Genomic DNA, 24,111 nt, shown 5'->3' with positions numbered 1-24,111 from the left:
CGATCCCGGTCGTCAGAACGCGACGTCGATCGCCGCGCCCTTTTCCTGCGCGAGATCCACCGCCTTGGCCGCGACCGCCAGGTCCTGAAGCCCGACGCCGGTGCCGTCGAACAGCGTGATCTCCTCGGCCGACTGCCGCCCCGCGGCCGTGCCCTCGATCACCGCGCCGATCTGGGTGATGTCCCCTTCGCCGATCAGGCCGGCGGCCACCGCATGCTGCGCCTCGCCAAGGGTGATCGACTGCGCGACCTCGTCGGTGAAGACCCGGGCGCGGGCGAGGATTGCCGGGTCGACCTCCTGCTTACCCTTGGTGTCGGTTCCCATGCAGGCCAGGTGCGTGCCGGGCCGGACATGGGTATCCTTCAACTGCGCCTCGAACGACGAGGTGATGGTGACGATCACGTCGGCCTGCGCGCCCAGCTCCTCCAGCGACACCGCCTCGAATGGCAGGCCCAGTTCCTCGGCCGTCTCGGCCAGCCGGGGCAGCATCTCGGGGTGGTAGTTCCAGCCCACCACCCGCTCGAAATCGCGCTGCGCCGCGGCCGCGCGCATCTGGAAGGCCGACTGGTGGCCGGCACCGACCATGCCCAGCACCTTCGCGTCGTCGCGCGCCAGGTGCTTGATCGACACCGCACTCGCCGCCGCCGTCCGAAGCGCCGTCAACAGGTTTCCGCCCACCAATGCATGCGCCTGCCCGGTATCGGCATCGAACAGCACCACGGTCGACTGGTGGTTGGTCAGCCCCTTCTCGGCATTGCCCGGCCAGTAGCCGCCCGATTTCAGCCCCAGGACCAGCCCCGCCCGGTCAAAGCCCGACTTGAACCCGTACAACGCATCCGCATGCCCGATCGCCTCGCGGATCACCGGGAAATTGTACGCATCCCCCCGCGCCATCGCGGCGAACACCGCCTCCACCGCCGAGAAACTGTCCTCGGCCGAAACCAGCCCGGCGATCTCCTTCTCGGGAACGATGATCATCCCTGCCCCTCCTTCTCGCTCATGGAAAGGGCGCCGGGACAGCGCCCCCGCGCCCTCGCTTCTTCTGGCTTCAAATATCCCGCCGGAGGCCCGCGGCCCGGCACGGGCCGCGCCACGCCCAACCCCGGACAAGTGGGGCCACAAGGCCCCGCGCCGGCCGGGGGCGGGAGCGCCTAGTACGCCTTGCCGCGAGCCGAGACCGGCCAGACCGTTTCGACCTTGCCGCCCCGCACACCGACATACCAGTCATGCACGTTGCAGGTCGGGTCGCAGTGGCCGGGAACCAGCTTCAGCTTCTCGTTGATCTTCAGGTTGCCCTCGGGGTCGGAAATCACCCCGTGCTCGTCCGAGCACTTGACGTATTCCACGTCGCTCCGGCCATAGATGAAGGGCAGCCCGCTATCGACCGACTGCGCCTTCAGCCCGGCGTCGCAGATCGCCTTGTCGGGCTTCACGTGGCTCATCACGCTGGTCAGCAGGAACAGCGCGTTCTCCCACTCGCCCCGGTCGATCCGGTTGCCGTCCTTGTCGAGGATCCGCCCGTAATCGGCGTCCATGAAGGCGTAGGAGCCGCATTGCAGCTCGTTATAGACCCCCGAATTGCCCTCGAAATAGTAGCTGCCGGTGCCGCCGCCGCCGACGATGTCGCAGTCCAGCCCCTCGGCCTTCAGGCCTTCCACGGCGTCCCGAACCATCGCCACCGCGATGTCGATCTTGGCCTTGCGGTCCTCGTACAGGTCCATGTGCTGCATCGCGCCCTGATAGGCCTGGATGCCGGCGAATTTCAGCCCCGGCGCGGCGTCGATCGCCTTGGCGATCTCGACCACCGCCTCGGTCGTGGTCACCCCGCAGCGCCCGGCGCCGCAGTCGATCTCGACCAGGCACTCGATCTGGGTGCCGTGCTTCTGCGCGGCCGCAGACAGGTCGGCCACGTTGGCCACGTCATCCACGCAGCAGATCGCCCGCGCGCCAAGCTTCGGGATACGCGCCAGCCGGTCGATCTTGGCCGGGTCGCGCACCTGGTTCGACACCAGCACGTCCTTGATGCCGCCGCGTGCGAAGACCTCGGCCTCGCTCACCTTCTGGCAGCACACGCCGCAGGACCCGCCGAGTTTCTCCTGCAACAGCGCCACGTCCACCGACTTGTGCATCTTGCCATGCACCCGGTGGCGCATGCCGTGTTCCTTGCACCAGTCGCCCATCTTCTTGACGTTGCGTTCCAGCGCGTCGAGGTCAAGCACCAGGCAGGGCGTCTGGATGTCGGCCTCGTCCATGCCGGGCCGGGCGGGGATGTCATAGCCCACCTCGAGCCCTTCGAAATCGGTCACGTCCTTCATGGCGGTTCTCCCTGTTCAGCCCTTGATCCAGGGCAGCTTGTCCAGATCGACATTGCCGCCCGTGATGATGACGCCCACGCGCTTGCCCGCGAAGACCTCCCGGTTCGTCAGGATGGTGGCCAGCGGCACCGCGCAGCTCGCCTCCATCACGATCTTCATCCGCTGCCAGGTCAGCTTCATCGCGTCGATGATCTCCTGCTCCGACGCGGTGAAGATGTCGGTCACGTGGTTCGACACGAAATGCCATGTGAGGTCCTTGAGCGGCACCTTCAAGCCGTCGGCCACCGTGTTCGGCGCGTCGTCGGCGATGATGTGGCCGGCCTTGAAGCTCCGGTAGGCGTCGTCCGCCTGTTCCGGCTCGGCGGCATAGATCTCGATATCGGGGGCGAGGTTGGACAGCGTCAGGCAGGTGCCCGACACCATGCCGCCGCCGCCGATCGGCGCGATGACGGCGTCCAGCCCCTCCACCTGTTCGTTCAGCTCGCGCGAGCAGGTCCCCTGCCCGGCGATCACGCGCGGATCGTTATAGGGATGCACGAACTCGGCCCCGGTCTTTTCCTGCACCTCGGCGAAGACCGCCTCGCGCGACGAGGTCGAGGGTTCGCATTCGGTGATCTGGCCGCCATAGCCGCGCACCGCGTCCTTCTTGGCCTGGGGCGCGGTATGGGGCATCACCACGTAGCACGGGATGCCCCGGCGCCCCGCGGCGTAGGACAGCGACAGCGCGTGGTTGCCCGAGCTGTGGGTGGCGACGCCCTTCTTCGCCTTCTCGTCGTCGAGGCCGAAGACCGCGTTGCACGCGCCCCGCACCTTGAACGCGCCCGCCTTCTGGAAGTTCTCGCACTTGAAGTAGAGCTCGGCGCCGGTCAGCTCGTTGAAATAGCTCGAGGTCAGGACCGGCGTGCGGTGGATGTAGGGGGCGATCCGCTCATGGGCCGCCACCACGTCGTCATAGGTCGGGATGTACATCGCGTGCTCGTCTTTCATCGCGCCCTCACGCCGCCGCCTTCACCGGGGCGGCCTTGTTCGTCCGGTAATAGTCCTGTGCCGCGGCGACCCCGCTGCCAAGCGTCACCGCCACGCCCATGTCGGCCATCGCCATCTCGGCGGTGGCGATCCCCGACAACGCCATCACGTCGGTCAGCTGGCCCAGGTGGCCGATGCGGAACACCTTGCCGGCGACCTCGCCCAGCCCGGCGCCGAAGGCGACGTGATAGGCCTCGGCCGCGTGGCGCACCAGCGCGTTGCCGTCCACCCCCTCGGGCAGCACGATCGCGGTCACCGTATCAGAGTAGAGCGCGGGCCGGTCCGCGCAAGGCCGCATCCCCCAGGCCGAGACAGCGGCGCGCACGCCCTCGGCGATCCGGTGATGGCGGGCGAAGACGTTCTTCAGCCCCTCTTCCAGCAGCATGTCGCAGGCCGCGCCCAACCCGTTGATCAGGCCCACGGCGGGCGTGTAGGGCGTGCCGAGCTTCAACATGTCGCGGAAGTCGAAGAAGCAGCGCGAGAGTTTGGCGGTCTCCATCGCGGTCAGCGCCTTGGGGCTGACGCCGACGATGGCCAGGCCCACCGGCAGCATGAAGCCCTTTTGCGAGCCGGTCACTGCCAGGTCCACGCCCCATTCGGTCATCCGGAAGTCGATCGACGCGATGGAGCTGACCCCGTCGACCATCAACAGCGCGGGGTGGCCCGCGTCGTCCATCGCCGCGCGCACCGCGGCCACGTCGGAGGTGACGCCGGTCGCGGTCTCGTTATGGGTGACCAGCACCGCCTTGATCTCGTGACTGGTATCGGCGGCCAGGATCTCGGCGAAACGCTCGACCGGGGCGCCCTCGCCCCAGGGGCACTTGACCACCTCGACATCCAGCCCGTGGCGCTCGCAGAGATCGATCCATTTCAGCGAGAACATGCCGTGCTGGGCGGCCAGCACCTTGTCGCCGGGGCTCAGCGTGTTGGTAACCGCGGCTTCCCAGCCACCCGTTCCCGAGGCCGGGAACAGGATCACCTCGCCCTCGTCCATCTTCAGCATCTGGCGCACGCCGGACTTGGCGCGTTCGAACAGCGGTGGGAAGGCTGCGGAGCGGTGGTCCATCGTCGGGATGTCGCAGGCCCGGCGGATCGATTCGGGAATGTTGGTCGGTCCGGGAATGAAGACGGGGTTCTGGCTGGACATTCGAGTTGTTCCTTTTCGTGTCGCCCCGTGGGCATACCGCGGCGGCGGTCCCGCGTGCAATTTTTTTGAAAAAATGATGCGCTAGGTGAAAAAACGTGCAACCGGACTGAAATCGCGTCGTTTTCTGGCTTTCATGAAATGAAAAACTATTTCATTTTCCGGGCAGCCGGACAGGAGGCCCGATTCGCATGACGCAAGCCCGCCCGCGCGGCCGCCCCCGCGCCTTCCACGACAAGACCGAGCAGAACACCATCCAGTCGCTCGACCGGGCGATGGCTCTGCTCAGGGCGCTCGCCAAGACCAACGGCCTGACGCTGACCGAGCTTGCCGACCGCTCGGGGCAAAGCGCGGCCACCGTCTACCGGGTGCTGGTCACGCTCCAGGGCCACGAGATCGTCGAGTTCGAGGAGGGCGCCCAGCGCTGGCACGTGGGCGCGGGTGCGTTCCGCATCGGCTCGGGGTTCCTGCGGCGCGCCAATGTCGCCGAACGCTCGCGCGGCGCGATGCAGGCGCTGATGCGCGCCACGGGCGAGACCGCGAACCTCGGCGTCGAGAACCGCGACGAGGTGCTGTTCCTCACCCAGGTCGAGACGCATGAGGCGATCCGCGCCTTCTTCCCGCCCGGCACGCGCAGCCCGATGCATGTGTCGGGGATCGGCAAGGCGCTCCTGGCCTATTACCCCGAGGCGCGGGTGGCCGGGATCGTCGCCGAGAAGGGACTGGCCGGATTCACCTCGCTGTCCATCACCTCCGAGGCGAGCCTGTCCCGCGACCTCGCCCGAACGCGCGAGCGCGGCTTCGCCATCGACGACCAGGAGCGGGCCGAGGGCATGCGTTGCGTCGCCGCGCCGATCTTCAACGCCCATGGCGAGCCCGTCGCGGGACTGTCGGTCTCGGGGCCCGCCTTCCGGATGACCCTGTCGGAGGCCGCTCGAATGGGCCAGGAGGTGCGCAAGGCCGCGGACAGCGTGACGGCCGCGATCGGGGGGACGCCGCACGGGCAGGCGTAAGCGCGGGGCAGGGACGGCGAGGCGCCGATATCGAGCGACGCGGCGGGTCGGGGGCCAGGTTGCCGGGCGGGTCAGTTTCGCAGCAGACGGAACGCCGCCGAGGCCCCCCAGCCGGCGGCGATGGCAATGGCCAGCGAGAGGATGCCGTAGACCAGCGGCCGTTCGTGGGCCAGCGTGTAAGTCCAGCGTTCCAGCCCCACCTTGCGCACCCCGATCGCGGTTTCGTAGGCGTCGACCACGGCGCCGTCGCGCGTCAGGAAGATGCGCGTGGTGTAGTCGCCCTCGGTCAGGTTCGCGGGCAGCGCGATGGAGGTGCGGAAAAGGGTCGCCTCCGACAGCGACACCTCGCCCGGGAGGGACTGGTACAGCCCCTCGTCCCTCCGGATACGGATCAGCGCCTCGACGAATTGCTCGGGGTTTTGCGCTTCGTCCGCCGTGCCCACGGCGCGGATCGCGCGCGGGATCGATACCTTGTGGCGCAGATCCTCGGTATCCGACAGCGCCGCGTCCAGCGGGGCCGTGGTGGCCACCGCGTAAAAGCTCGGGGCCGCGTCGATCCGCACCTGCTCGACATTGACCCAGATGCCGAAGCGCCGCTCCTTGCGCCGCACGGTGGCGGGTTTCCAAGGCCCGGCCACGGTCACGACGACGTTCAACGCGCCCTCGGGCAGGGGCGCGTCGCGTTTCACGGCGCCGAAGATCAGGATCTCGGACCCGGCGAAATTCGTGTTGATCGCGACCCGCGTCTGGCTGAGGCCGGCCACGACCTCTTCGCCGCGGGCGGGAAACGCCGCGAGCAGGCAGATGAGGAGGAGCGCGCGCGGCCTCAATGCTCCGCCTCCGCGATGGAGTAAAGCTCCGCCGGCTCCAGCAGCAGGTCGAGCGCGAGCTTGCCGCAGACCGCCAGAACCAGGACGGCCAGCAGGATGCGCAATTGCTCCGCCTTCATCTTGACGCCGATCTGCGTGCCGATCTGCGCGCCGACAACCCCCCCGATCAGCAACAGCAAAGCCAGGCCCAGATCGACGGTGAAGTTCGTCGTGGCGTGCAGAAGCGTGGTGAAGCCGGTGACGAAGATGATCTGGAACAGCGAGGTGCCGACCACCACCTTCGTCGGCATCCCGAGCAGGTAGATCATTGCCGGCACCATGATGAAGCCGCCGCCCACCCCCATGATCGCGGCCAGAACACCGACCGCGGCGCCCACGAAGAGAGGTGGGATCACCGAGATGTAGAGCCCGGAGGTGCGGAACCGCGTCTTCAAGGGAAGGGCGTGGACCCAGGTCCGCTGGCGCCGCCTGGGCGCGGACTTGCCGTTCTTCAGCCGGCGGATCGCCCGCAGGCTTTCGACGAACATCAGCGCGCCGATCACGCCCAGGAAGACAACGTAGCACAGCTTGACCAGCAGATCGACCTGGCCCAACTCGCGCAGTAGGTTGAAGATCGCGATGCCGATCACCGCCCCCGCGAGGCCGCCGATCAGCAGCACCGTGCCCATCTTGAAATCCACGGTCTTCCGCTTGAGATGCGCCAGGACGCCCGAGAAGGACGACGCGACGATCTGCACCGCCTCGGTCGCGACGGCAACGGCGGGCGGGATGCCGATGAAGAACAGAAGGGGCGTCATGAGGAACCCGCCGCCCACGCCGAACATGCCCGACAGCACGCCCACCATCCCGCCCAGCCCGAGCAGCAGAAAGGCGTTCACGGAGACCTCGGCGATGGGCAGGTAGATCTGCATATACGGTCCCTAAAGCCTCCGGCCCCCGGCTGGCAAGGCGCGGCGCCCCGCTAGCGTTCCTTCACATAGGGCTCGCCCCCGGCGCGGGGAGGGATTGCCCGGCCGACGAACCCCGCCAGGATCACCACGGTCAGGATGTAGGGCAGCGCGTCCATCACCTGCACCGGTACAATGATGCCGCCGAGGTCGATATTCTGGTAGCGCAGCGCGATCGCCTGCAGCAGCCCGAAGAGCAGTGTCGCCCACAGCGCATACCAGGGCCGCCACTTGGCGAAGATCAGCGCCGCCAGCGCGATATACCCGCGTCCCGCCGTCATGTCCTTGACGAAGCCCGCCTGCAGCGCGGTGGCCAGATAGGCGCCCGCGATCCCGCAGAGCACCCCGCAGATCGCCACGGCGGCGTAGCGCGTGGCGATGACCGACACACCGGCCGTGTCCAGCGCCTCGGGGCTGTCGCCGACGGCGCGCAGGCGCAGGCCGAAGCGGGTGCGGAACAGGAGCCACCAGGTGACGGGCACCATGGCGAAGGCGAAGTAGACCGGCGCCGTGTGGCCCGAGATCAGGTCGTGGTAGATCGGGCCGACCACGGGGATGGGGTGCAGGCTGTCCGCAAAGGGCAGGGTGATCGCGTTGAACCGTGCCCCGCCGAGCAGGGACGGCGTGCGGCCGCCCTGGGAAAACCAGTCCTGCGCGATCACGACGGTCAGACCGGCCGCGAGGAAGTTGATCGCCACCCCCGAGATCAGCTGGTTGCCGCGGAAGGTGATCGAGGCGAGGCCATGGATGCCCGCCAGCACCATCGAGGAGGCGATGCCGGCCAGCAGACCCAGCCAGACCGAGCCGGTGACCGCCGCGGTGGCCGCCGAGAAGAAGGCGGCGAACAGCATCTTGCCCTCCAGCCCGATATCGAAGATGCCCGAGCGTTCGGAAAACAGCCCCGCGAGGCAGGCCAGCAAAAGCGGCGTGGCCAACCGGACGGTGGAGTCGAGGACCTGTAGGACGGTCGCGAAATCCATCACGCGCGCCTTTTCCGCAGGCTGAGAAACAGTTTCTCGAGCGGCATCCGCACCATGTTGTCGAGCGCGCCCGTAAACAGGATCACGAGCGCCTGGATCACCACGATCAGTTCGCGCGGTATTTCGGTCCAGAGCGCGAGTTCCGCGCCGCCCTGGTAGAGAAAGCCGAACAGGATCGCCGCGAGGAACACGCCGAACGGGTGGTTGCGGCCCATCAGCGCCACGGCGATGCCGATGAAGCCTGCACCCTCGACCGAGTTCAGGACCAGTCGTTCCGCTTCGCCCATGACGTTGTTGACCGCCATGAGACCGGCCAGCGCGCCCGAGATCAGCATCGCGGCCATCACGATGCGCACGGGCCGGATTCCGGCATAGATCGCCGCGGGTTCGGAATGGCCCAGCGCGCGGATTTCATAGCCCAACCGCGTGCGCCAGATCAGCAGGTAGACCAGCACGCAGGCCGCGAGCGCGAGGAGGAAGCTGACATTCGCGGGCGCCGCGCGCGAAAATTCCATGCCGAACGGGGCGAGCAGGTCATGGAGCGTCGGCAGGTGTGCGCCTTCGGGGAACTTCGCAGTGGCCGGGTCCATCGAGCCCTGCGGGCGCATGACGTTGACCAGCAGGTAGTTCAGCACCGCCGCGCCGATGAAGTTGAACATGATCGTGGTGATGACGATATGGCTGCCGCGCTTGGCCTGCAGCCAGGCCGGGATCGCCGCCCAGGCCGCGCCGAACAGCGCCGCGCCGATCACCGCGGCGGGCAGCGCCAGGGTCCAGTGCGGCCAGGGCGCCGCGAGGCAGACCAGTGCCACCCCAAGGCCGCCAAGCGTTGCCTGCCCCTCGCCGCCGATATTGAAAAGCCGCGCATGGAACGCCACTGCGACGGCCAGCCCGGTGAAGATGAAATTCGTCGCGTAATAGAGCGTGTACCCCCAGCCATAGGTCGAGCCCAGCGCGCCCGTGACCATCATCTTCACCGCCGCGACCGGATCCTCGCCGATGGCGACGATCACCACTGCCGACAACACGAAGGCGAGCCCCAGGCTGAACAGGGGGATCAGCACCACGTCGGCCCATTTGGGCATCACGTCCCGCATCAGGCCGCCTTCCCCTGCATGCCCGCCATCATCAGGCCAAGCTCCATCTCGTCGGTCTCGCCCGGCAGCCGCTCGCCCATGATGCGGCCGTCGAACATCACCGCGATGCGGTCCGCGATCGACAGGATTTCCTCGAGCTCGACGCTGACCAGCAACACCGCGCTTCCCGCATCGCGCAGGTCCAGGATGCGCTGGTGGATGAACTCGATCGCGCCGATATCGACGCCACGGGTGGGCTGGCCGACGAGCAGCAGGTCGGGGTTCCGCTCGATCTCTCGGGCCAGGACGATCTTCTGCTGGTTGCCGCCCGAGAAATTCCGTGCGGCAAGGCGCGGGTTCGGTGGGCGCACGTCGAAGCGGGCCATCTTTTCCTCGGCCATCGCGCGGATCGCGGCATTGTCCATCAGCGCGCGGTTCTTCTGGTAGGCCGGGTCGTGGTGATAGCCGAAGACCATGTTCTCCCAGGCGTGAAAGGGCATGATCAGCCCTTCGCGCTGGCGGTCCTCGGGGACATGGGCGATGCCGCGGGCGCGACGCGACCGGCCGTCGAAGTGGCGGCCGGTCAGGTCGATCTCGGCCCCATTGATCCGCACGGTGCCGGTGCCGTGCATCATGCCGCCCAGCACTTCCAGAAGCTGCGACTGCCCATTACCGGCCACCCCCGCGATCCCCAGGATCTCGCCCGCGCGGACGTTCAGCGACACGCCTTTCAGCCGCTCGACGCCGTCCTCGTCCACCACATGCAGGTTCTCGACCTCGAGAACCGTCTTGCCCGGGGCCGCGGGTTTCTTGTCTATTCTCAACAGGACCTTGCGGCCAACCATCAGTTCCGCCAGCTCCTCGGGGCTGGTCCTGGCTGTCTCAAGAGTGGCTGTCATCTGCCCGCGGCGCATGACGGAAACCGTGTCGGTGATCGCCATGATCTCGCGCAGCTTGTGGGTGATCAGGATGATCGTCTTGCCCTCGGACTTGAGGTTTTCCAATATCCGGAACAGGTGGTCGGCCTCGGCGGGCGTCAGCACGCCGGTGGGCTCGTCGAGGATCAGGATATCGGCCTGGCGATACAGCGCCTTGAGGATTTCCACGCGCTGTTTCATCCCGACGCCGAGTTCGTCGATCCGGGCGTCCGGGTCGACGTTCAGTTCGTAGTCCTGCGCAAGGGTCCTCAGCGTGTCGCGCGCCTTGGCGAGCGACGGCTTGAGAAGCCGCCCGTCCTCGGCGCCGAGGATCACGTTCTCCAGCACGGTGAAGTTCTCGACCAGCTTGAAATGCTGGAACACCATGCCGATCCCGGCCCGGATGGCGGCTTGGCTGTCGGGGATCACGGTTCGTTGCCCGCCCACGAATATCTCGCCCGCATCGGCCTTGTAGAAGCCGTAGAGGATGGACATCAGCGTCGACTTGCCCGCGCCGTTCTCGCCCACGATGCCGTGGACCGTCCCGGGCATCACCCTCAGCGCGATGTCCTTGTTCGCCTGAACCGGGCCGAACGCCTTGGAGATTCCGCGCAGTTCGATGGCCGGAGCGGCCGCCGTCGCCAGCCGCGCGTCGGCCGCGCTGCCGCCCTCCATGCCGATTATTTCACCGGGCAGGCGCTGTCGGACATGAAGTTGTGCACCTCGATCTCGCCCGCGATGATCCCGGCCTTCGCCCGTTCGGCGGCGGACTGCATCTCGGCGGTGACGAGGTCTTCATTGTGTTCGTCGACCGCATAGTCCACGCCGTTCTTGGCCAAGCCGAGAACGAAACTGCCTGTCTCAAGGTCGTCTCCGGCCTTGAACGCCTCGTAGACCGCGACGTCCACGCGCTTGACCATCGAGGTCAGGACCTGGCCCGGATGCAGGTAGTTCTGGTTGCTGTCCACCCCGATCGAGAGGATGCCCTCGTCGGCGGCGGTCTGCAGCACGCCCACCCCGGTCGCCCCGGCGGCGGCATAGATCACGTCCGACCCCTGCGCGATCTGCGCGCGGGCAAGCTCGCCGCCCTTGACCGGATCGGCCCAGGCGGCGGGTGTGGTGCCGGTCATGTTCTGGATCACGGTCGCCTCGGGGTTCACCGCCTTCACGCCTTGCACGTAGCCGCAGGCGAACTTGCGGATCAGCGGGATGTCCATGCCGCCGATGAAGCCCACCGTGCCGGTCTCCGAGGCCATCGCGGCCATCATGCCGACGAGATAGCTGCCTTCGTGCTCCGCGAAGATCAGCGAACGCACGTTCGGCGCCTCGACCGTCTCGTCGATGATCTGGAACTTGGTGTCGGGATAGTCGGCGGCCACCTCCTCGAGCACCGGCTTGAAGGCGAAGCCCGCCATCACGATGGGGTTGAGCCCGGCCTCGGCGAAGCGGCGCAGCGCCTGTTCGCGCTGGGCCTCCGACTGCAACTCGATCTCGCGATAGCTTCCGCCGGTTTCCTCGGCCCACCGTTCGGCGCCGGTATAGGCGGCCTCGTTGAAGGACTTGTCGAACTTTCCGCCAAGGTCATAGACCATCGCCGGTTCGGCCAGCGCGGCTCCCGAGAGGATCGCAAGCGCGGCACCTGCGCCCAGAGCGTTCTGCATCAGCGTCATCGAATGTCTCCCGGTTGGTCTTCGTTGGGGCGCAGGCCGCATCCGGCGGGGCGCAAGGGCCTGAAAGCTGACCAATTAAGGGCCGAGCCCCCGGAAACCGTCAACCGATTTCTGGACCCCCGCCGCGTCAGGGGCGGCGAGCGCCTTGCGCAGGACAAGCGCGTCCACGCGCCGGCCGTCGGGCGCGGCGTAATAGCCCGGCCGCCGCCCCGCCTCGCGGTAGCCTGCGGCCTGATACAGTGCGCGGGCCGCGGCGTTGTCGGCGGCGACCTCCAGAAAGGCTTCGCCGGCGGCGCGGGTTTGCGCCCCGGCCTCGAACCCGGCCAGCCGCGCACGGCCCAGGCCACGCCGCCGGGCCGCGGGATGAACCGCGAGGGCAAGAAGCTCTGCCTCGCCCGCCACCGCCCGGCCGAGCGCGAAGGCGGTGGCGTCGCCGGTCAGCCAGGTGTCCGGGGTGGCGAGCAGCGCGGCGAATTCGGCGGAGGTCCAGGGCCGCGGATACGTGAAGCAGAGCGCGTGCAGCGCGGCCAGCGCCTCAGGCGTCATCGAGAATAACCGGTGGCGCGTCGGCCGGCGGCTTGGCATCGGCGGGCCGGACATAGAGGGGCGCCGGCCGCGCCGCCGGGTCGAAATCCGCCTCGCCGGCGCGCAACGCGGCGAGGCGCGCCATGCGGGCCGCCACCTGCGCCGGGCCGACGGCTTCGAAGGAGGAACCGAACGGCCGGGCGATCTCGTCGGCCCGGAATCCGCGCACGGCCGCGCCGTGGGGAAGATCGAGGTCGAGCGGCCGCGCTGCGGGATCGATCACCTGGGGCGGTGCGTTCGGCTTGCCGTTGCTGAACGCCTGAACGATGGCCATGCCCCTGGGGGCCTCAAGGCTCAGCAACGCCGCCGGTTCCGTTGACGGCGTCTGCGGGTCGCGCAATACCTCGAAAAGAGAGACGCCGATGGCAGGAATGCCGAGGCCGAGCGCGAGGCCGCGCGCCGCGGCCACCGAGATACGCGTGCCGGTGAAATTCCCCGGCCCGATGCCGACGGCGATCAGGTCCATGTCGCGCCACGTCACGCCCGTTGCGGTCATCAGGTCTGCAAGCAGCGGAATCAGCCGCTCGGCCTGCCCGCGATGCATCGCCTCCTCGCGCTCGACAACGATGCCGCCCGACAGCACCGCTGCGGAGATCTGCGGCAGGCTCGTGTCGAAGGCCAGGATAGTCGGGCCGTGCCCGCCCTCGGCCGGCATCATACGGCGACGGGGCGGACCTCGGTCACCTCGGGGATGTAGTGACGCAGCAGGTTCTCGATGCCCATCTTGAGCGTCAATGTCGAGGACGGGCAGCCCGCGCAGGCGCCCTGCATATGCAGATAGACCACGCCACGGTCGAATCCGTGGAAGGTGATGTCGCCACCGTCCTGCGCCACGGCCGGGCGCACGCGGGTGTCGAGCAACTGCTTGATCTGGTTTACGATCTCGGTGTCGGGGCCGTCATGCGCGGCATGGCCGGCCTCGGCAGCCTCGCCGGTCATCGCCGGCTGGCCGGACTGGTAATGCTCCATGATCGCGCCGAGGATCGCGGGCTTGATATGGTCCCATTCGACATCCTCCGCCTTCGTGACGGTCACGAAATCCGTCCCGAAGAAGACCGCGCGCACGCCGTCCACGGCGAAGATGCGCGCCGCCAGCGGCGAGCGCTCCGCCCCCTCGGAACTGGGAAAGTCCGCCGTGCCCGCCTCCAGCACCGCCTGGCCGGGCAGGAATTTCAGCGTGGCGGGGTTCGGGGTGGATTCGGTCTGGATGAACATGAGTCTATTCCTTAGCTTTCCACTCGGATATGCGCCCGCGGCGGCTCCTTGTCAATCCTTAGAACTATTCTAATCGCTTCAGCAAACCGCTTCCAGTCCTTCCTTCGACAATCCGCCGGGGACGATGGTGATCGGCACCGGCAGGGTGCCGGCGCATTTCGTGAGCTGGGTCACGAGCGGGCCGGGGCCCTTCTTCTCGGTGCCCGCGCCCAGAACCAGCACGCCCACCTCGGGATCGTCGCGGATCTGAGCCAGGATCTCGGGCACCGGTTCGCCCTCGCGGATCACCAGTTCCGGGGCGACTCCCTGCCGGTCGCGCATCCACTTGGCGAAGACCTCGAAATGCGCCTCGATCCGTTCGCGCGCCTCCTCGCGCATCAGGTCGCCGACGCCGATCCAATGGTTGAACTCTTCCGGCGGGATGACCGAAAGAATCTGCACGCCGCCCCCGGTCTTCGACGCCCGCATCGCGGCAAAGCGCATCGCATTCAGGCATTCCCGGCTGTCGTCGAGGATGACGAGGAACTTGCGCATGGGTCCTCCATGGAAACCGCCCGCCAGCATGACCGAGCCTGCGGGCGCTGACAACTCCTACCGGCCCGGCCTTCTTCTTGGCCGCAATACTCTCCCCGGAGGCACGCGGCCGGGGACGGGAAAGGCCCGGGTCAGCCGGCCGAATGCGCCCAGTCCCAGTAAAGCTCGCGGACCCGCGCGGTCACCGGTCCCGGCTGGTACTGCACCTCGTCGAAGGCCTTGACCGGCGTCACCTTCATCATGTTGCCCGACAGGAACACCTCGCCGGCGGCGCGGAAATCATCGAAGCTCAGCACCGTCTCGTGCACCGCGATCCCCTCGGCGGCAAGGTTCGCGATATGCCGCGCGCGGGTGATGCCGGCGAGGAAGGTGCCGTTGGCGATGGGGGTGAAGATCTCGCCCTCCTTCACCATGAAGACGTTCGCGGTGGCGGTTTCGGCCACGTTGCCCATCGCGTCGGCCACCAGCGCGTTGCCGAAGCCCTTGGCCCGCGCTTCGGCCAGCATCCGCGCGTTGTTGGGATAGAGGCAGCCCGCCTTGGCGTTCACCACCGCGCAGTCAAGCGTGGGCCGGCGGAACCGGGTGGTCGTCAGCGTCGTCGCCGAGCCGGGCGCCGCCATCGGGATCTCCTCCAGGCAAATCGCAAAGCCCGTCGCGTCAGGCTTCGGCACGATGCCGAGGAAATCGCCCTCGAGCGCCCAGTACATGGGGCGGATATAGACCGCGGCGTCCTTGGGGTAGAGCTTCAGCCCCTCCCAGACGATCTCGTGCATCTCTTCGGCGCTGAGCGTCGGGGTAATCATCAGCGCCTCGGCTGAGGCATTCACGCGGGCGCAATGGGCCAGGAGGTCCGGGGCGATGCCCTCGAAATAGCGGGCGCCGTCGAACACGGTCGTGCCCAGCCAGCTTCCGTGATCGGCGGCGCGCATCACCGCGAGGTCGCCCTCGTGCCAGCGGCCCTCGAAATAGGTGCGGACGTTGATGCCGGTGGCCATGACTCATCCCTCTGTCGAACCGCGCGCACCCTAGACCCGGTCGCCGGGGGCGTCCAGACGCCAAAGCAAACGCCCCCGGCGGGGCGGCCGGGGGCGTCGGGCGGTGTCGGCCGGGGCGTCGGCCGACACCGCCGAAAGGCCGGGGACAGGCGCAGCGGGCGGCGTGCGCCGGACTTGGGGAATTGAGGCAGCCCCCGGGGAGGCCGGTCGGACGAGACCGGGTGCCATGATGATCCCAGCCGGGTGATTCGAATTTATGTCGGCTGCGAGTCGGTTTTGTGAAACGGCGACGCGCGACACTTGGCCCCGGCCGTCGCGGAGAGGTCGAAGAGTAAGCCGTTCTGCCGTGTGGCATGGGCGTCGGTCGGGTCGCACGGAACCTCGCGCTGCCCTTGCATACCTCCCGGCCCCGGCCGTTCCCAGCGGCCGCCAGCCATGGAACATGCCGCGTCAATCGTGCGATCAGTCGGCCGCCGTGCGGCGAAGGCGGCGCAAAAGCGTGGCTCCGACTGCCTCGCCGAACAGGCCGACAACCGCCGCGATGAGACCGGCGAGGCCGATGATCAGCTGCAGCGCCGCATCGGACAGATGTGCGGCAAGCCGCAGCAGGCGCGGCGTGCCGAGCACCTCGAGTGCGGCGACGCTGCGCTTCGGCGCGGCTTCGGCCACGTTGGCGAGGCGTTTCAGTTCGCGCGCGCTCTCGGCATGCAACAGAAGATGCAGTGTCGCGGGGAGGCCCAGCGCCCCGCCGATCCGCCCGCCATCGTCGAGCGCATCGAGTGCCGGGCGCAGCCGGTCGGGACGGGCCAGCGCGGCGAGGTCCTCGGCACTGCGTGCCGTGCGCAGCCCGGACCAGTCGCACCCCTCGCGGGCGGCGCGCTCGAACAGTCCGGTCAGGCCCGGGGGGGGCAGGTGTCCCATCCGGCGGGCGAGGCGCACGGTGCCTGCGCCCAGCTTGACGCTGGCGCTGCTGCCCCCGTCAGCGGCACCAGGACCACGGCGCCGAGCCCGATGGCCGAAAGCGCGAGGTCGACTTCATCGATCTCGCCCCCGTTGGCATAGGCTGCCCCGGTGCGGGCGAGTCCGGCGATATCTGGAAGGGGCGTGAGCTGGACCGGCAGGCCGCAGGGTGCAACGCGTCTGCAGCGTGCAGTTGCGTGCGTCGCATGCACACGCGGCGCAGGCCCGGCCCGCGGTCGCCGGGGCGCGATCGGCCGCGTGGAGCCGCTGCATCCGGTTGGCCAGGTCGGACGGCAGTTCGGTCCCCTGCCGTTCCATTTCCTCCGCGACCGCCTCGATCGCCAGCCAGTTGCGTGGCTCGGTGTCGAGCAAGGCCGCCAGGCGGGATTCGATCTGCCCGGCGCGCCCGGCGCGGGCGAGGTGCGCCGCCAGGCGGGCCTCGATCCGATCCGCTCTTTCCGCGACGATGGCCGCACCTGGCCAGCCGGTCACGATCTGCCAGCCCGACCAGAGGCACAGCCCAAGCGACAGGACGAGCAGCAGCGACAGGAGGCCGCGCGCCGCCCGTCGTATTAGCCTAGTGCGACCCGGCGCCGACCATACCCACGATCTCGTAGGTGCGGCGCAGGATCGGGGCGGCGATCGCCTCGGCCCGGCCGGCGCCCTCGCGCAGGATGCGGTCGATCTCGGCAGGGTCCTCCATCAGCCGGCTCATCTCGGACGAGATTGGCTCCAGCCGCGCCACGGCGAGATCGGCCAGCGAGGGTTTGAACGTGCCGAACTGCTGACCGCCATGCTCGGCGATCACCTGTTCGGGCGTGGTCTCGGCCAGCGCGGCGTAGATGTTCACGAGGTTGCGGGCCTCGGGCCGACCCTCCAGCCCGCCAAGGTTTTCGGGCAGCGGTTCGGGGTCGGTCTTGGCCTTCCTGATCTTCTTGGCGATGGTGTCCGCATCATCCGTGAGGTTGATGCGGCTCATGTCCGACGGGTCGGATTTCGACATCTTCTTGGTGCCGTCGCGCAACGACATCACGCGGGTCGCCGCCCCCTCGATCACCGGCTCGGTCAGCGGAAAGAAATCGACGCCGAAATCGTTGTTGAACTTGGCCGCGATGTCGCGCGTCAGCTCGACATGCTGCTTCTGGTCCTCGCCCACAGGCACGTGGGTCGCGTGGTAGACGAGGATGTCGGCGGCCATCAGCGCCGGATAGGCGAAGAGCCCGAGCGACACGTTTTCCGAGTTCTTGCCGGCCTTGTCCTTGAACTGGGTCATGCGCTGCATCCAGCCCAGCCGCGCCACGCAGTTGAAGACCCAGGCCATCTGCGCATGCGCGGCCACCTGGCTCTGGTTGAAGAGGACCGATTTCCGCGGGTCGATGCCGCTCGCGATGAAGCCCGCGGCCAGCTCGCGCGTGGCGCGGGTCAGCTTGTCGGGGTCCTGCCAGACGGTGATCGCGTGCATGTCGACGATGCAATAGATCGTCTCCATGCCGCCGGTGTCCTGGGTCTCGACGAAGCGCTTGAGCGCGCCGAGGTAGTTGCCCAGCGTCAGCCCGCCCGAGGGCTGGATGCCGGAAAAGACGCGCGCTGTGTGCCCCGCCTCGGCCATGGACTCGTCTCCGTCTGGAATTCGTTGCCCCGCTCGCTTACCCATGCCACGAGAGACCGTCAACCGAGGGGGCCCGCCCATGAGCCACGACCCGAACGCGCACCCGCTGAACCCGCTGCCCTGGGTGGTCTGGCTGCTGGTGCTGCCGATCATCGCGATGGAGGTGGTCCTGGGCCTTGGCGAACGGGGGCTGATGGGCGGCGCCGAGGCCGTGGGCTGGCGGTTGCAGGCGTTCCGGGACTACGGGTTCTCGGGGCAGGTCTTCGACTGGATGCTGGCCAACGGCCAATACCCGCCGCAGCACCTGATGCGCTTCGTTACCTATGCGTTCGTCCATGCCGGCGTCACCCATGTGCTCTTCGTGATCGTGTTCCTGCTTGCCCTGGGCAAGATGGTGGGCGAGGTATTCCGGCCCTGGGCGGTTCTGGTCGTGTTCTTCGGCTCGGCGATCCTGGGGGCGCTGGCCTATGGGCTGCTGCTCGACGACCCGGTGCCGCTGGTGGGCGGCTACCCGGCGGTCTACGGGCTGATCGGGGCGTTCACCTTTCTTCTTTGGGTGCGGCTGGCCGGAACCGGGACGAACCAGTACCGGGCCTTCACTCTGATCGGCTTTCTGCTGGGGATCCAACTGGTGTTCGGCCTGTTGTTCGGCGGGGGCAACGACTGGGTGGCCGACGTGGCCGGGTTCGCCACCGGTTTCGGCCTGTCCTTTTTCGTAAGCCCTGGCGGATGGGGTCGCGTGCGCGCCAAGCTGCGTCACCGCTGACGGCGGAGCGCCCTGCGGAATTCCGATATGCGGAACGCCCCGACGAGGTGGCCCAGCGCGAAATAGGCGACGATACCGCCCGCGACCAGCAGCGCGAGCGCGGCATAGCGCACCGTTCCGGCGCCGAACCACGGCGCAAGCACCCAGGCGAGGCCCCAGAGCACAACGCCCATCAGCGCCGAGGCCAGCACGATCCGGCCCAGCCGACGGATGAAGCGGGCGTCGAGGTCCGCCGCCGCGCCCATGCCGCGCGAGCCGCGCCAGAGCAGCGCCACCATCGCCCAGCCCGCCAGAGTCGTGCCCCAGGCCGCGGCGATGTAGCCGATGAAGGGCGCGAGGCCGATCGCGATGGCCGCGTTCACCGCGAGGGCGACGAGCGCGTAGTAGAACGGCCTCCGCGTGTCCTCGCGCGCGAAGAACAGCGGTTGCAGGACCTTCTGCATCACGAAGGCGGGCAGGCCCGCGCCGTAGACGGCGACCGCAAGCGCCGTGGCCGCCGCGTCCGCGGCATCGAAGGCGCCGCGCTGGAACAGCACGCTGACGATGGGCCCCGGTATCACCGCCAGCGCCACGGCGGCCGGAACCGTCAGCGCCAGCGCCATTTCGCCCGCGCGGTTGAACGCGTAGCGCCCGCCCTCGGTGTCCTCGGCCCGCAGGCGGCGCGACAGGTCGGGCAGCAGCACCACGCCGATGGCGATTCCGACCACGCCGAGCGGCAGTTGATACAGCCGGTCGGCATAGGACAGCCACGCCACCGCGCCCTCGAAGAAGCTGGCCACCTGGCGCCCGATCAGGAGATTCACCTGCACCACGCCGCCAGCGAGCGCGGCGGGCCCCGCGATGATCGCGAGCCGCTTGAGTTCTGGTGTGAGACGAGGCCTGCGCAGGGTCAGCCGGAAGCCGGCGCGGGACGCCGCCGTCCAGACCAGCGCCAATTGCGCGATCCCGGCGATGGGGACCGTCCAGGCCAGCGCGTCACCGATGGGCCAGCCCGCGGCGTCGGCGACGACCATCGCGCCGACAAAAAGCAGGTTCAGAAGCACCGGGGCCGCCGCCGCGGCCACGAAGCGCCCCGTCGCGTTCAGCACACCCGACAAGAGCGCGGCGAGCGAGATGAACAGGATGTAGGGGAACGCGACCCGGCCATAATCCACCGCGAGGTCGAAGCGGTCGTCCCCCACGAAGCCCGAGGCCATGGCGAGCACCAGGAACGGCATCGCCACCTGGGCGAGCACGGTGAAGACGATCAGCACCGTGGCGAGCCCGGTGAAGGCGTCGCGGGCAAATCCCAGCGCGTCGTCGCCGCCCTCGACCTTTTTCGAGAACATCGGCACGAAGGCCATGTTGAACGCGCCCTCGGCGAAGAAGCGGCGGAACATGTTGGGCAGAGCGAAGGCCACCAGGAACGCCTCGGCCACCGGGCCTGCGCCGAGGTAGGCCGCGATCAGGATGTCGCGGGCAAAGCCCAGCACGCGGCTGGCCATCGTCCAGACGCCCACCGTCAGGAAGCCCGCCACCAGTCGGATCGGCTGCGTCACGCGCGCGCCCTCTCGGCACCCTGCGAAATTGCCGACCGCAGCTTCTTCTCAAGCGACTCCTGGCGCGACCGCGCATGGAGTTTCAGCCCGAAGCTGTCCTTGACGTAGAAGCTGTCGACCACCTGTGCGCCATAGGTCGCGATCACGGCCGAGGCGATATAGACGTTGTTCTCGGCCAGCACGCGCGTGAGATCGTAGAGCAGGCCGGGCCGGTCGCGGGTGTCGACCTCGATGATCGTGTTGATCTCGGACCCCTCGTTGTCGAAGGTGATCGACGTCGGGAAGCGGAAGCCGCGCTCGCGCCTTTTCAGCTTGTCGCGGTCGGCCAGTTTCTCGCGCGGCTTGATCTCGCCCATCAGGGTCTTCTCGATCATCTGCCGCAACCGCGGCAGGCGGGCGCCCTCGTAGGGGCTGCCGTCAGAGTCCTGGATCCAGAACACCGCGGTCGCATAGCCGTCCTTGGTGGTGTAGGTCCGGGCATCCACCACGTTGGCGCCGACCAGAGCCAGCGCGCCGGCCAGCCGCGAGAAGATGCCGGGATGGTCAGCCAGCACGAAACAGACGCGCGTCGCGTCGTGATCGGCATCCTCGGCAAGATCGATGCGGATTTCGTCATCTTCGATCTCGCGCAGCAACCGGGCGAACACGACCTGCGTTTCGGGCGGCAGGCCCGACCAGTAGGGTGGATAGTGGCGCCGGGTTTCGGCCCGCAGCGCCTTGCGGTCCCAGTCGGACAGGGCCGCGCGCAGCGCCCGCTTGGCCTCGGCCTCGCGCGAGCGGCGGTTGACCGCCTCCAGCCCCTGTTCCATCGCCGTCGCCGTCTCGCGGTAGAGCGAGCGGATGAGTTGCGCCTTCCAGTTGTTCCAGGTGCCGGGGCCGACGCCGATGATGTCGCAGACCGTCAGCACCGTCAGCAGGTCGAGCCGCTTCTTGGTCTGCACCGCCTTGGCGAAGTCGCGCACCGTGCGCGGGTCCGACAGGTCGCGCTTCTGCGCCATGTCGGACATCAGGAGGTGATAGCGCACCAGCCATTCGACGGTCTCGCAATCGTCCGGCTTCAGCCCCAGTCGGGGGCAGACCTTGCGCGCGATCTGCGCGCCCAGCACCGAATGATCCTCGGGCCGGCCCTTGCCGATGTCGTGCAGCAGCAGCGCCACGTAAAGGACTTTGCGGTTCAGCCCCGCCTTGAGGATGCGGCTGGCGATGGGCAACTCCTCGACCAGTTCCTCGCGCTCGATCCGGGCCAGCGTCGAGATGCACTGGATGGTATGCTCGTCCACCGTGTAGTGGTGGTAGACGTTGAACTGCATCATCGCCACGACCGGCTCGAATTCGGGGATGAAGGCCGACAGCACGCCGAGTTCGTTCATCCGGCGCAGCGAGCGTTCCGGGTTGCCGTGTTTCAGCAGCAGGTCGAGGAAGATGCGCTGGGCCTCGGGCGTTTGGCGCATGTCGTCATCGATGAGATGCAGGTTCGCAGAGACGAGACGCATGGCGTCGGGATGCAGCAGCGTGCGGGTGCGCAGGGCCTCCTCGAAGATGCGCAGAAGGTTCAGCTTGTCGGCGAGGAACGTGTCCGGGTCGGCCACCGTCATGCGGTTCTGCACGATCTGGTAGCCCTCGGGCACCTTGCGCCGCCGGCGAAACAGGCCCAGGAGCATCGGCTCCTTCTTGACGTGGGCGGCTTCCAGCTTTGTCAGGAAGATGCGGGTCAGGTCGCCAACGGTGGTGGCGTGCCGGAAATAGTCCTGCATGAAATGCTCGACCGCCCGGCGCCCGCCGTGGTCGGCATAGCCCATGCGTGCGGCCACCTCGACCTGCATGTCGAAGGTCAGCTGGTCCATCGCCCGGTCGGCGATCAGGTGCAGGTGGCAGCGCACCGCCCAAAGGAACCGCTCGGCGTTGAGGAAGCCGGTGAACTCCTCCTCGGTGAACACGCCCAGCTTGACGAGCTGCGAGGCGCGGTCGACCCGGTAGATGTATTTCGAGATCCAGTAGAGCGACTGCATGTCCCGCAGCCCGCCCTTGCCCTCCTTGACATTGGGCTCAAGCACGTAGCGCTGGCCGCCCTGCTTCTGGTGCCGCTCCGCGCGCTCGGCCAGCTTTGCCTCGATGAAATCGGCGGCCGTGCCGTCGAAGAGATCGTTCCAGAGCGTGTCGTTCAACTCGTCGTCCAGCGGAGCATGACCCGCGAGGAAGCGGTTCTCCAGAAGGGCGGTGCGGATCGTGTAGTCCTCGCGCCCCAGCCGCAGGCAGTCCTTCACGGTGCGCGAGGAATGGCCGACCTTCAGGCGCAGGTCCCAGAGCATGTAGAGCATCGTTTCGATGACACTCTCCGCCCAGGGGGTGATCTTCCACGGCGTGAGGAACAGCAGGTCCACGTCGGAATGGGCCGCCATCTCGCCCCGGCCATAACCGCCCACGGCGAACACCGCCAAACGCTCTCCCTCGGTGGGGTTCGGCAGCGGGTGGATGTGGTCCGAAGCGATCTCCAGCGCCGCGCACACCAGGCAATCGGTCAGCCAGGTATAGGCGCGCACCGTGGGCCCGGCGTCGAACGGCCGCTCGGTGAAGGCCCGGGCGATGGCGGCGCGGCCGCGGGTGCGGGCCGCTTTCAGGTGGCTAACCATCGCGTCCCGCAAGACCCGCGGCTCGGTGGTCTCGGCCGCGAGACGGTCGAGCTCGGCGGTGAAGGCCGCGCGGTCGAAAATGTCGGACGCCGGACAGATCAGGCTGTCCGGCGCCGGGGTGGTCTGTCGTGTCTGGGCCGGCCTAGAAGCCTGCGCCGCCGAAGCTTCTTGGGGCAGGGTCAATCACGATCACCTGGTTGTTTCGGATTTCGGCCACCGCGAGGCCGCGTTCGTTGGTGCCGTCGGGGCGCAGGCGGAACACGCCGTTCACGCCGGCGAACCCGGAGGCTTGCGTGAGCGCGCCCGCGGTCAGGGCGTCTGCGTTGCCCTGGCTTGCCAGGGCGCCGATCGCGGCGATGCCGTCATAGGCGAGGCCCGCGGCGGGGTGGGGCGCTTCGCCGAAGGCCGAGCTGTAGCGGGCCTCGAAGCTGGCGTTGAGGTTGGGATCGGGCAGCGCGAACCAGCCGCCCTGGAGGCCCGGCATCGCGAGTGTCGAGGGCGGAATGTCCCACCGCGTCAGCCCGATGAACCTGATCGTTTCGGGGTCGACCCCGTTCTCGGGCAGCAGCTGGGCGAGGAGGGGCAGGGCGCCCGCGGTCGATGCGGTGAAGAAGATCGCGCTCGCGCCCGAACTCTGGGCTTGTGACGCGATGCCGGGAATCGCCTGCACGACACCGTTCTGAGACAGTTCGTAGGTGGCGGTCGCGGCGATCCGCGCGCCGGTTCGCGCGGCCGCGCTTTCCACCGCCGCGCGGCCCGTCTGGCCCGATACGTCCGGATCGTGGACCACCATGAAGTCGCGGCGCCCCTGTGCCACTGCGTAGCTTGCCAGGCGGTTGGCGGTGTTCTCGAAGGTCGGCCCGAGCACGAAGACGTTGCCGCCCGCGATCGAGGTGTTGTTCGAGAAGCTGAGCACGTTCACACCGCGCGACGCCGCCGCAAGGCCGGCCGCGTTCGCCGATTGCGCATAGAGCGGCCCGAGGATGATCTTGGCCCCGTCGCCCACCGCCTGCTTGGCCACCGCCGACGCCTGGTCGGGGCGACCGCCGGTGTTGTAGACCCTCAGGTCGACATCGACGCCCCGCAGGTCGGAGATCGCCAGCCGCGCCGCGTTCTCGAGGCTGCGCGCGATCACCTGGTCGCCGGGTGTGGCCGACCCTCCGGGCACCAGCAGCGCCACCGGCACGGGACGGTTGGTGTTGATGCTGGGGCCCCCACTGCCGAGATTGACCGGCTGGCATGCGGCCAGCAGGGTCAGCAGGGTCGCCAAAAGGGCCTTTGGCTTGCGGGCGGCGCGGAAAACGGCGATCATCCTGAGGTCCCTCGCGTCATGCCTTGGGTTCGGCGCGAGCCTATGCGGA

23 protein-coding genes are annotated in these 24,111 nt (G+C 68.3%); 3 read left to right on the top strand and 20 right to left on the bottom strand.

The window, feature by feature from the left end:
* Window positions 1-12: 12 nt before the first annotated feature.
* The 4 genes from bhcD to bhcA form a co-directional block, all read right to left on the bottom strand.
* Window positions 13-978 (bottom strand): iminosuccinate reductase BhcD, encoded by a 966-nt coding sequence (gene bhcD / locus BUR28_RS09475; RefSeq protein ID WP_074219893.1) that lies wholly within the window; start codon window positions 976-978, stop codon window positions 13-15.
* 173 nt (window positions 979-1,151) lie between these two features.
* Window positions 1,152-2,315: a 3-hydroxy-D-aspartate aldolase BhcC gene (gene bhcC, locus BUR28_RS09470; RefSeq protein WP_074219892.1), complete on the bottom strand. Its 1,164-nt coding sequence runs from the start codon at window positions 2,313-2,315 to the stop codon at window positions 1,152-1,154.
* 15 nt (window positions 2,316-2,330) lie between these two features.
* Window positions 2,331-3,302 carry a beta-hydroxyaspartate dehydratase BhcB gene (bhcB, locus tag BUR28_RS09465; RefSeq protein ID WP_074219891.1) on the bottom strand — a complete coding sequence of 324 codons (972 nt, stop codon included), beginning with the start codon at window positions 3,300-3,302 and terminating at the stop codon, window positions 2,331-2,333.
* 7 nt (window positions 3,303-3,309) lie between these two features.
* On the bottom strand, window positions 3,310-4,488 hold the full coding sequence (gene bhcA / locus BUR28_RS09460; RefSeq protein ID WP_074219890.1) for an L-aspartate--glyoxylate aminotransferase BhcA: 1,179 nt from the start codon (window positions 4,486-4,488) through the stop codon (window positions 3,310-3,312).
* Between the two features lie 188 nt (window positions 4,489-4,676).
* On the opposite strand from bhcA, the gene bhcR reads away from it, so the two are divergent.
* Window positions 4,677-5,498, top strand: a complete 822-nt coding sequence (bhcR, locus tag BUR28_RS09455) for an HTH-type transcriptional regulator BhcR (RefSeq protein ID WP_074219889.1) — start codon at window positions 4,677-4,679, stop codon at window positions 5,496-5,498.
* Between the two features lie 71 nt (window positions 5,499-5,569).
* On the opposite strand, the gene BUR28_RS09450 is transcribed toward bhcR, so the two are convergent.
* The 12 genes from BUR28_RS09450 to BUR28_RS19005 form a co-directional block, all read right to left on the bottom strand.
* Window positions 5,570-6,328 (bottom strand): TIGR02186 family protein, encoded by a 759-nt coding sequence (locus BUR28_RS09450; protein ID WP_074219888.1) that lies wholly within the window; start codon window positions 6,326-6,328, stop codon window positions 5,570-5,572.
* Window positions 6,325-7,239: a sulfite exporter TauE/SafE family protein gene (locus BUR28_RS09445; protein WP_074219887.1), complete on the bottom strand. Its 915-nt coding sequence runs from the start codon at window positions 7,237-7,239 to the stop codon at window positions 6,325-6,327. Before BUR28_RS09445 ends, BUR28_RS09450 begins: the two co-directional genes overlap by 4 nt.
* A gap of 50 nt (window positions 7,240-7,289) precedes the next feature.
* A complete protein-coding gene (locus tag BUR28_RS09440) occupies window positions 7,290-8,255 on the bottom strand; it encodes an ABC transporter permease (protein WP_074219886.1) in 966 nt (321 codons plus the stop codon).
* Window positions 8,255-9,352, bottom strand: coding sequence for an ABC transporter permease (locus BUR28_RS09435; protein ID WP_074219885.1), 1,098 nt, complete (start codon window positions 9,350-9,352; stop codon window positions 8,255-8,257). The genes BUR28_RS09440 and BUR28_RS09435 overlap by 1 nt, the downstream gene beginning before the upstream one ends.
* Complete coding sequence (locus BUR28_RS09430; protein ID WP_074219884.1) at window positions 9,352-10,923, bottom strand: ABC transporter ATP-binding protein; 1,572 nt, start codon at window positions 10,921-10,923, stop codon at window positions 9,352-9,354. The genes BUR28_RS09435 and BUR28_RS09430 overlap by 1 nt, the downstream gene beginning before the upstream one ends.
* 5 nt (window positions 10,924-10,928) lie before the next feature.
* Window positions 10,929-11,918: a BMP family lipoprotein gene (locus BUR28_RS09425; RefSeq protein ID WP_074219883.1), complete on the bottom strand. Its 990-nt coding sequence runs from the start codon at window positions 11,916-11,918 to the stop codon at window positions 10,929-10,931.
* A 75-nt stretch (window positions 11,919-11,993) separates the two neighbouring features.
* Entirely contained in the window at window positions 11,994-12,464 is a 471-nt protein-coding gene (locus BUR28_RS09420; RefSeq protein WP_074219882.1) for a GNAT family N-acetyltransferase, read from the bottom strand.
* Entirely contained in the window at window positions 12,454-13,161 is a 708-nt protein-coding gene (gene tsaB / locus BUR28_RS09415; RefSeq protein ID WP_371441589.1) for a tRNA (adenosine(37)-N6)-threonylcarbamoyltransferase complex dimerization subunit type 1 TsaB, read from the bottom strand. Before tsaB ends, BUR28_RS09420 begins: the two co-directional genes overlap by 11 nt.
* Window positions 13,158-13,718, bottom strand: coding sequence for a NifU family protein (locus BUR28_RS09410; protein WP_074219881.1), 561 nt, complete (start codon window positions 13,716-13,718; stop codon window positions 13,158-13,160). Before BUR28_RS09410 ends, tsaB begins: the two co-directional genes overlap by 4 nt.
* A 78-nt stretch (window positions 13,719-13,796) precedes the next feature.
* On the bottom strand, window positions 13,797-14,252 hold the full coding sequence (locus BUR28_RS09405) for a universal stress protein (RefSeq protein WP_074219880.1): 456 nt from the start codon (window positions 14,250-14,252) through the stop codon (window positions 13,797-13,799).
* Between the two features lie 131 nt (window positions 14,253-14,383).
* Complete coding sequence (locus BUR28_RS09400; RefSeq protein ID WP_074219879.1) at window positions 14,384-15,247, bottom strand: branched-chain amino acid aminotransferase; 864 nt, start codon at window positions 15,245-15,247, stop codon at window positions 14,384-14,386.
* Between the two features lie 462 nt (window positions 15,248-15,709).
* Window positions 15,710-16,168, bottom strand: a complete 459-nt coding sequence (locus BUR28_RS19005) for a hypothetical protein (protein ID WP_083626572.1) — start codon at window positions 16,166-16,168, stop codon at window positions 15,710-15,712.
* Between the two features lie 297 nt (window positions 16,169-16,465).
* Here BUR28_RS19005 and BUR28_RS19000 point away from each other — a divergent pair, with 297 nt between their 5' ends.
* The gene (locus BUR28_RS19000; RefSeq protein WP_083626570.1) at window positions 16,466-16,783 is read left to right on the top strand and encodes a hypothetical protein; all 318 of its coding nucleotides are present in this window, start codon (window positions 16,466-16,468) and stop codon (window positions 16,781-16,783) included.
* A gap of 1 nt (window position 16,784) precedes the next feature.
* Here BUR28_RS19000 and trpS read toward each other — a convergent pair whose 3' ends face one another.
* Window positions 16,785-17,816, bottom strand: a complete 1,032-nt coding sequence (gene trpS / locus BUR28_RS09390) for a tryptophan--tRNA ligase (RefSeq protein ID WP_074219878.1) — start codon at window positions 17,814-17,816, stop codon at window positions 16,785-16,787.
* Window positions 17,817-17,895: 79 nt separating this feature from the next.
* On the opposite strand from trpS, the gene BUR28_RS09385 reads away from it, so the two are divergent.
* Complete coding sequence (locus tag BUR28_RS09385; protein ID WP_074219877.1) at window positions 17,896-18,582, top strand: rhomboid family intramembrane serine protease; 687 nt, start codon at window positions 17,896-17,898, stop codon at window positions 18,580-18,582.
* On the opposite strand, the gene murJ is transcribed toward BUR28_RS09385, so the two are convergent.
* The 3 genes from murJ to BUR28_RS09370 are packed head-to-tail and all read right to left on the bottom strand — an operon-like array spanning window position 18,573 to window position 24,062.
* A complete protein-coding gene (gene murJ / locus BUR28_RS09380; protein ID WP_083626783.1) occupies window positions 18,573-20,066 on the bottom strand; it encodes a murein biosynthesis integral membrane protein MurJ in 1,494 nt (497 codons plus the stop codon). The two genes, BUR28_RS09385 and murJ, sit on opposite strands and share 10 nt — an antisense overlap.
* Window positions 20,067-20,116: 50 nt before the next feature.
* Window positions 20,117-22,933: a [protein-PII] uridylyltransferase gene (locus BUR28_RS09375; protein WP_074219875.1), complete on the bottom strand. Its 2,817-nt coding sequence runs from the start codon at window positions 22,931-22,933 to the stop codon at window positions 20,117-20,119.
* Complete coding sequence (locus tag BUR28_RS09370) at window positions 22,893-24,062, bottom strand: penicillin-binding protein activator (protein ID WP_074219874.1); 1,170 nt, start codon at window positions 24,060-24,062, stop codon at window positions 22,893-22,895. The genes BUR28_RS09375 and BUR28_RS09370 overlap by 41 nt, the downstream gene beginning before the upstream one ends.
* Between the last annotated feature and the right edge of the window lie 49 nt (window positions 24,063-24,111).

Origin of the sequence: Rhodovulum sp. ES.010, from assembly GCF_900142935.1 — a bacterium.
Classification (GTDB): domain Bacteria; phylum Pseudomonadota; class Alphaproteobacteria; order Rhodobacterales; family Rhodobacteraceae; genus Rhodovulum.
This window is presented reverse-complemented; position numbering and strand designations above follow the sequence as displayed.

Excerpts from the sequence above, each read along its gene's own strand:
- BUR28_RS19005 (WP_083626572.1), bottom strand. The coding sequence starts at position 16,168 with ATGGGACACCTGCCCCCCCCGGGCCTGACCGGACTGTTCGAGCGCGCC.
- trpS (WP_074219878.1), bottom strand. The coding sequence starts at position 17,816 with ATGGCCGAGGCGGGGCACACAGCGCGCGTCTTTTCCGGCATCCAGCCC.
- BUR28_RS09410 (WP_074219881.1), bottom strand. The coding sequence starts at position 13,718 with ATGTTCATCCAGACCGAATCCACCCCGAACCCCGCCACGCTGAAATTC.
- bhcD (WP_074219893.1), bottom strand. The coding sequence starts at position 978 with ATGATCATCGTTCCCGAGAAGGAGATCGCCGGGCTGGTTTCGGCCGAG.
- bhcB (WP_074219891.1), bottom strand. The coding sequence starts at position 3,302 with ATGAAAGACGAGCACGCGATGTACATCCCGACCTATGACGACGTGGTG.
- BUR28_RS09400 (WP_074219879.1), bottom strand. The coding sequence starts at position 15,247 with ATGGCCACCGGCATCAACGTCCGCACCTATTTCGAGGGCCGCTGGCAC.
- bhcC (WP_074219892.1), bottom strand. The coding sequence starts at position 2,315 with ATGAAGGACGTGACCGATTTCGAAGGGCTCGAGGTGGGCTATGACATC.
- tsaB (WP_371441589.1), bottom strand. The coding sequence starts at position 13,161 with ATGATGCCGGCCGAGGGCGGGCACGGCCCGACTATCCTGGCCTTCGAC.
- BUR28_RS09430 (WP_074219884.1), bottom strand. The coding sequence starts at position 10,923 with ATGGAGGGCGGCAGCGCGGCCGACGCGCGGCTGGCGACGGCGGCCGCT.
- BUR28_RS09435 (WP_074219885.1), bottom strand. The coding sequence starts at position 9,352 with ATGCGGGACGTGATGCCCAAATGGGCCGACGTGGTGCTGATCCCCCTG.
- murJ (WP_083626783.1), bottom strand. The coding sequence starts at position 20,066 with ATGGCCAGCCGCGTGCTGGGCTTTGCCCGCGACATCCTGATCGCGGCC.
- BUR28_RS09370 (WP_074219874.1), bottom strand. The coding sequence starts at position 24,062 with ATGATCGCCGTTTTCCGCGCCGCCCGCAAGCCAAAGGCCCTTTTGGCG.
- bhcA (WP_074219890.1), bottom strand. The coding sequence starts at position 4,488 with ATGTCCAGCCAGAACCCCGTCTTCATTCCCGGACCGACCAACATTCCC.
- BUR28_RS09445 (WP_074219887.1), bottom strand. The coding sequence starts at position 7,239 with ATGCAGATCTACCTGCCCATCGCCGAGGTCTCCGTGAACGCCTTTCTG.
- bhcR (WP_074219889.1), top strand. The coding sequence starts at position 4,677 with ATGACGCAAGCCCGCCCGCGCGGCCGCCCCCGCGCCTTCCACGACAAG.
- BUR28_RS09405 (WP_074219880.1), bottom strand. The coding sequence starts at position 14,252 with ATGCGCAAGTTCCTCGTCATCCTCGACGACAGCCGGGAATGCCTGAAT.
- BUR28_RS09440 (WP_074219886.1), bottom strand. The coding sequence starts at position 8,255 with ATGGATTTCGCGACCGTCCTACAGGTCCTCGACTCCACCGTCCGGTTG.
- BUR28_RS09420 (WP_074219882.1), bottom strand. The coding sequence starts at position 12,464 with ATGACGCCTGAGGCGCTGGCCGCGCTGCACGCGCTCTGCTTCACGTAT.
- BUR28_RS09425 (WP_074219883.1), bottom strand. The coding sequence starts at position 11,918 with ATGACGCTGATGCAGAACGCTCTGGGCGCAGGTGCCGCGCTTGCGATC.
- BUR28_RS09385 (WP_074219877.1), top strand. The coding sequence starts at position 17,896 with ATGAGCCACGACCCGAACGCGCACCCGCTGAACCCGCTGCCCTGGGTG.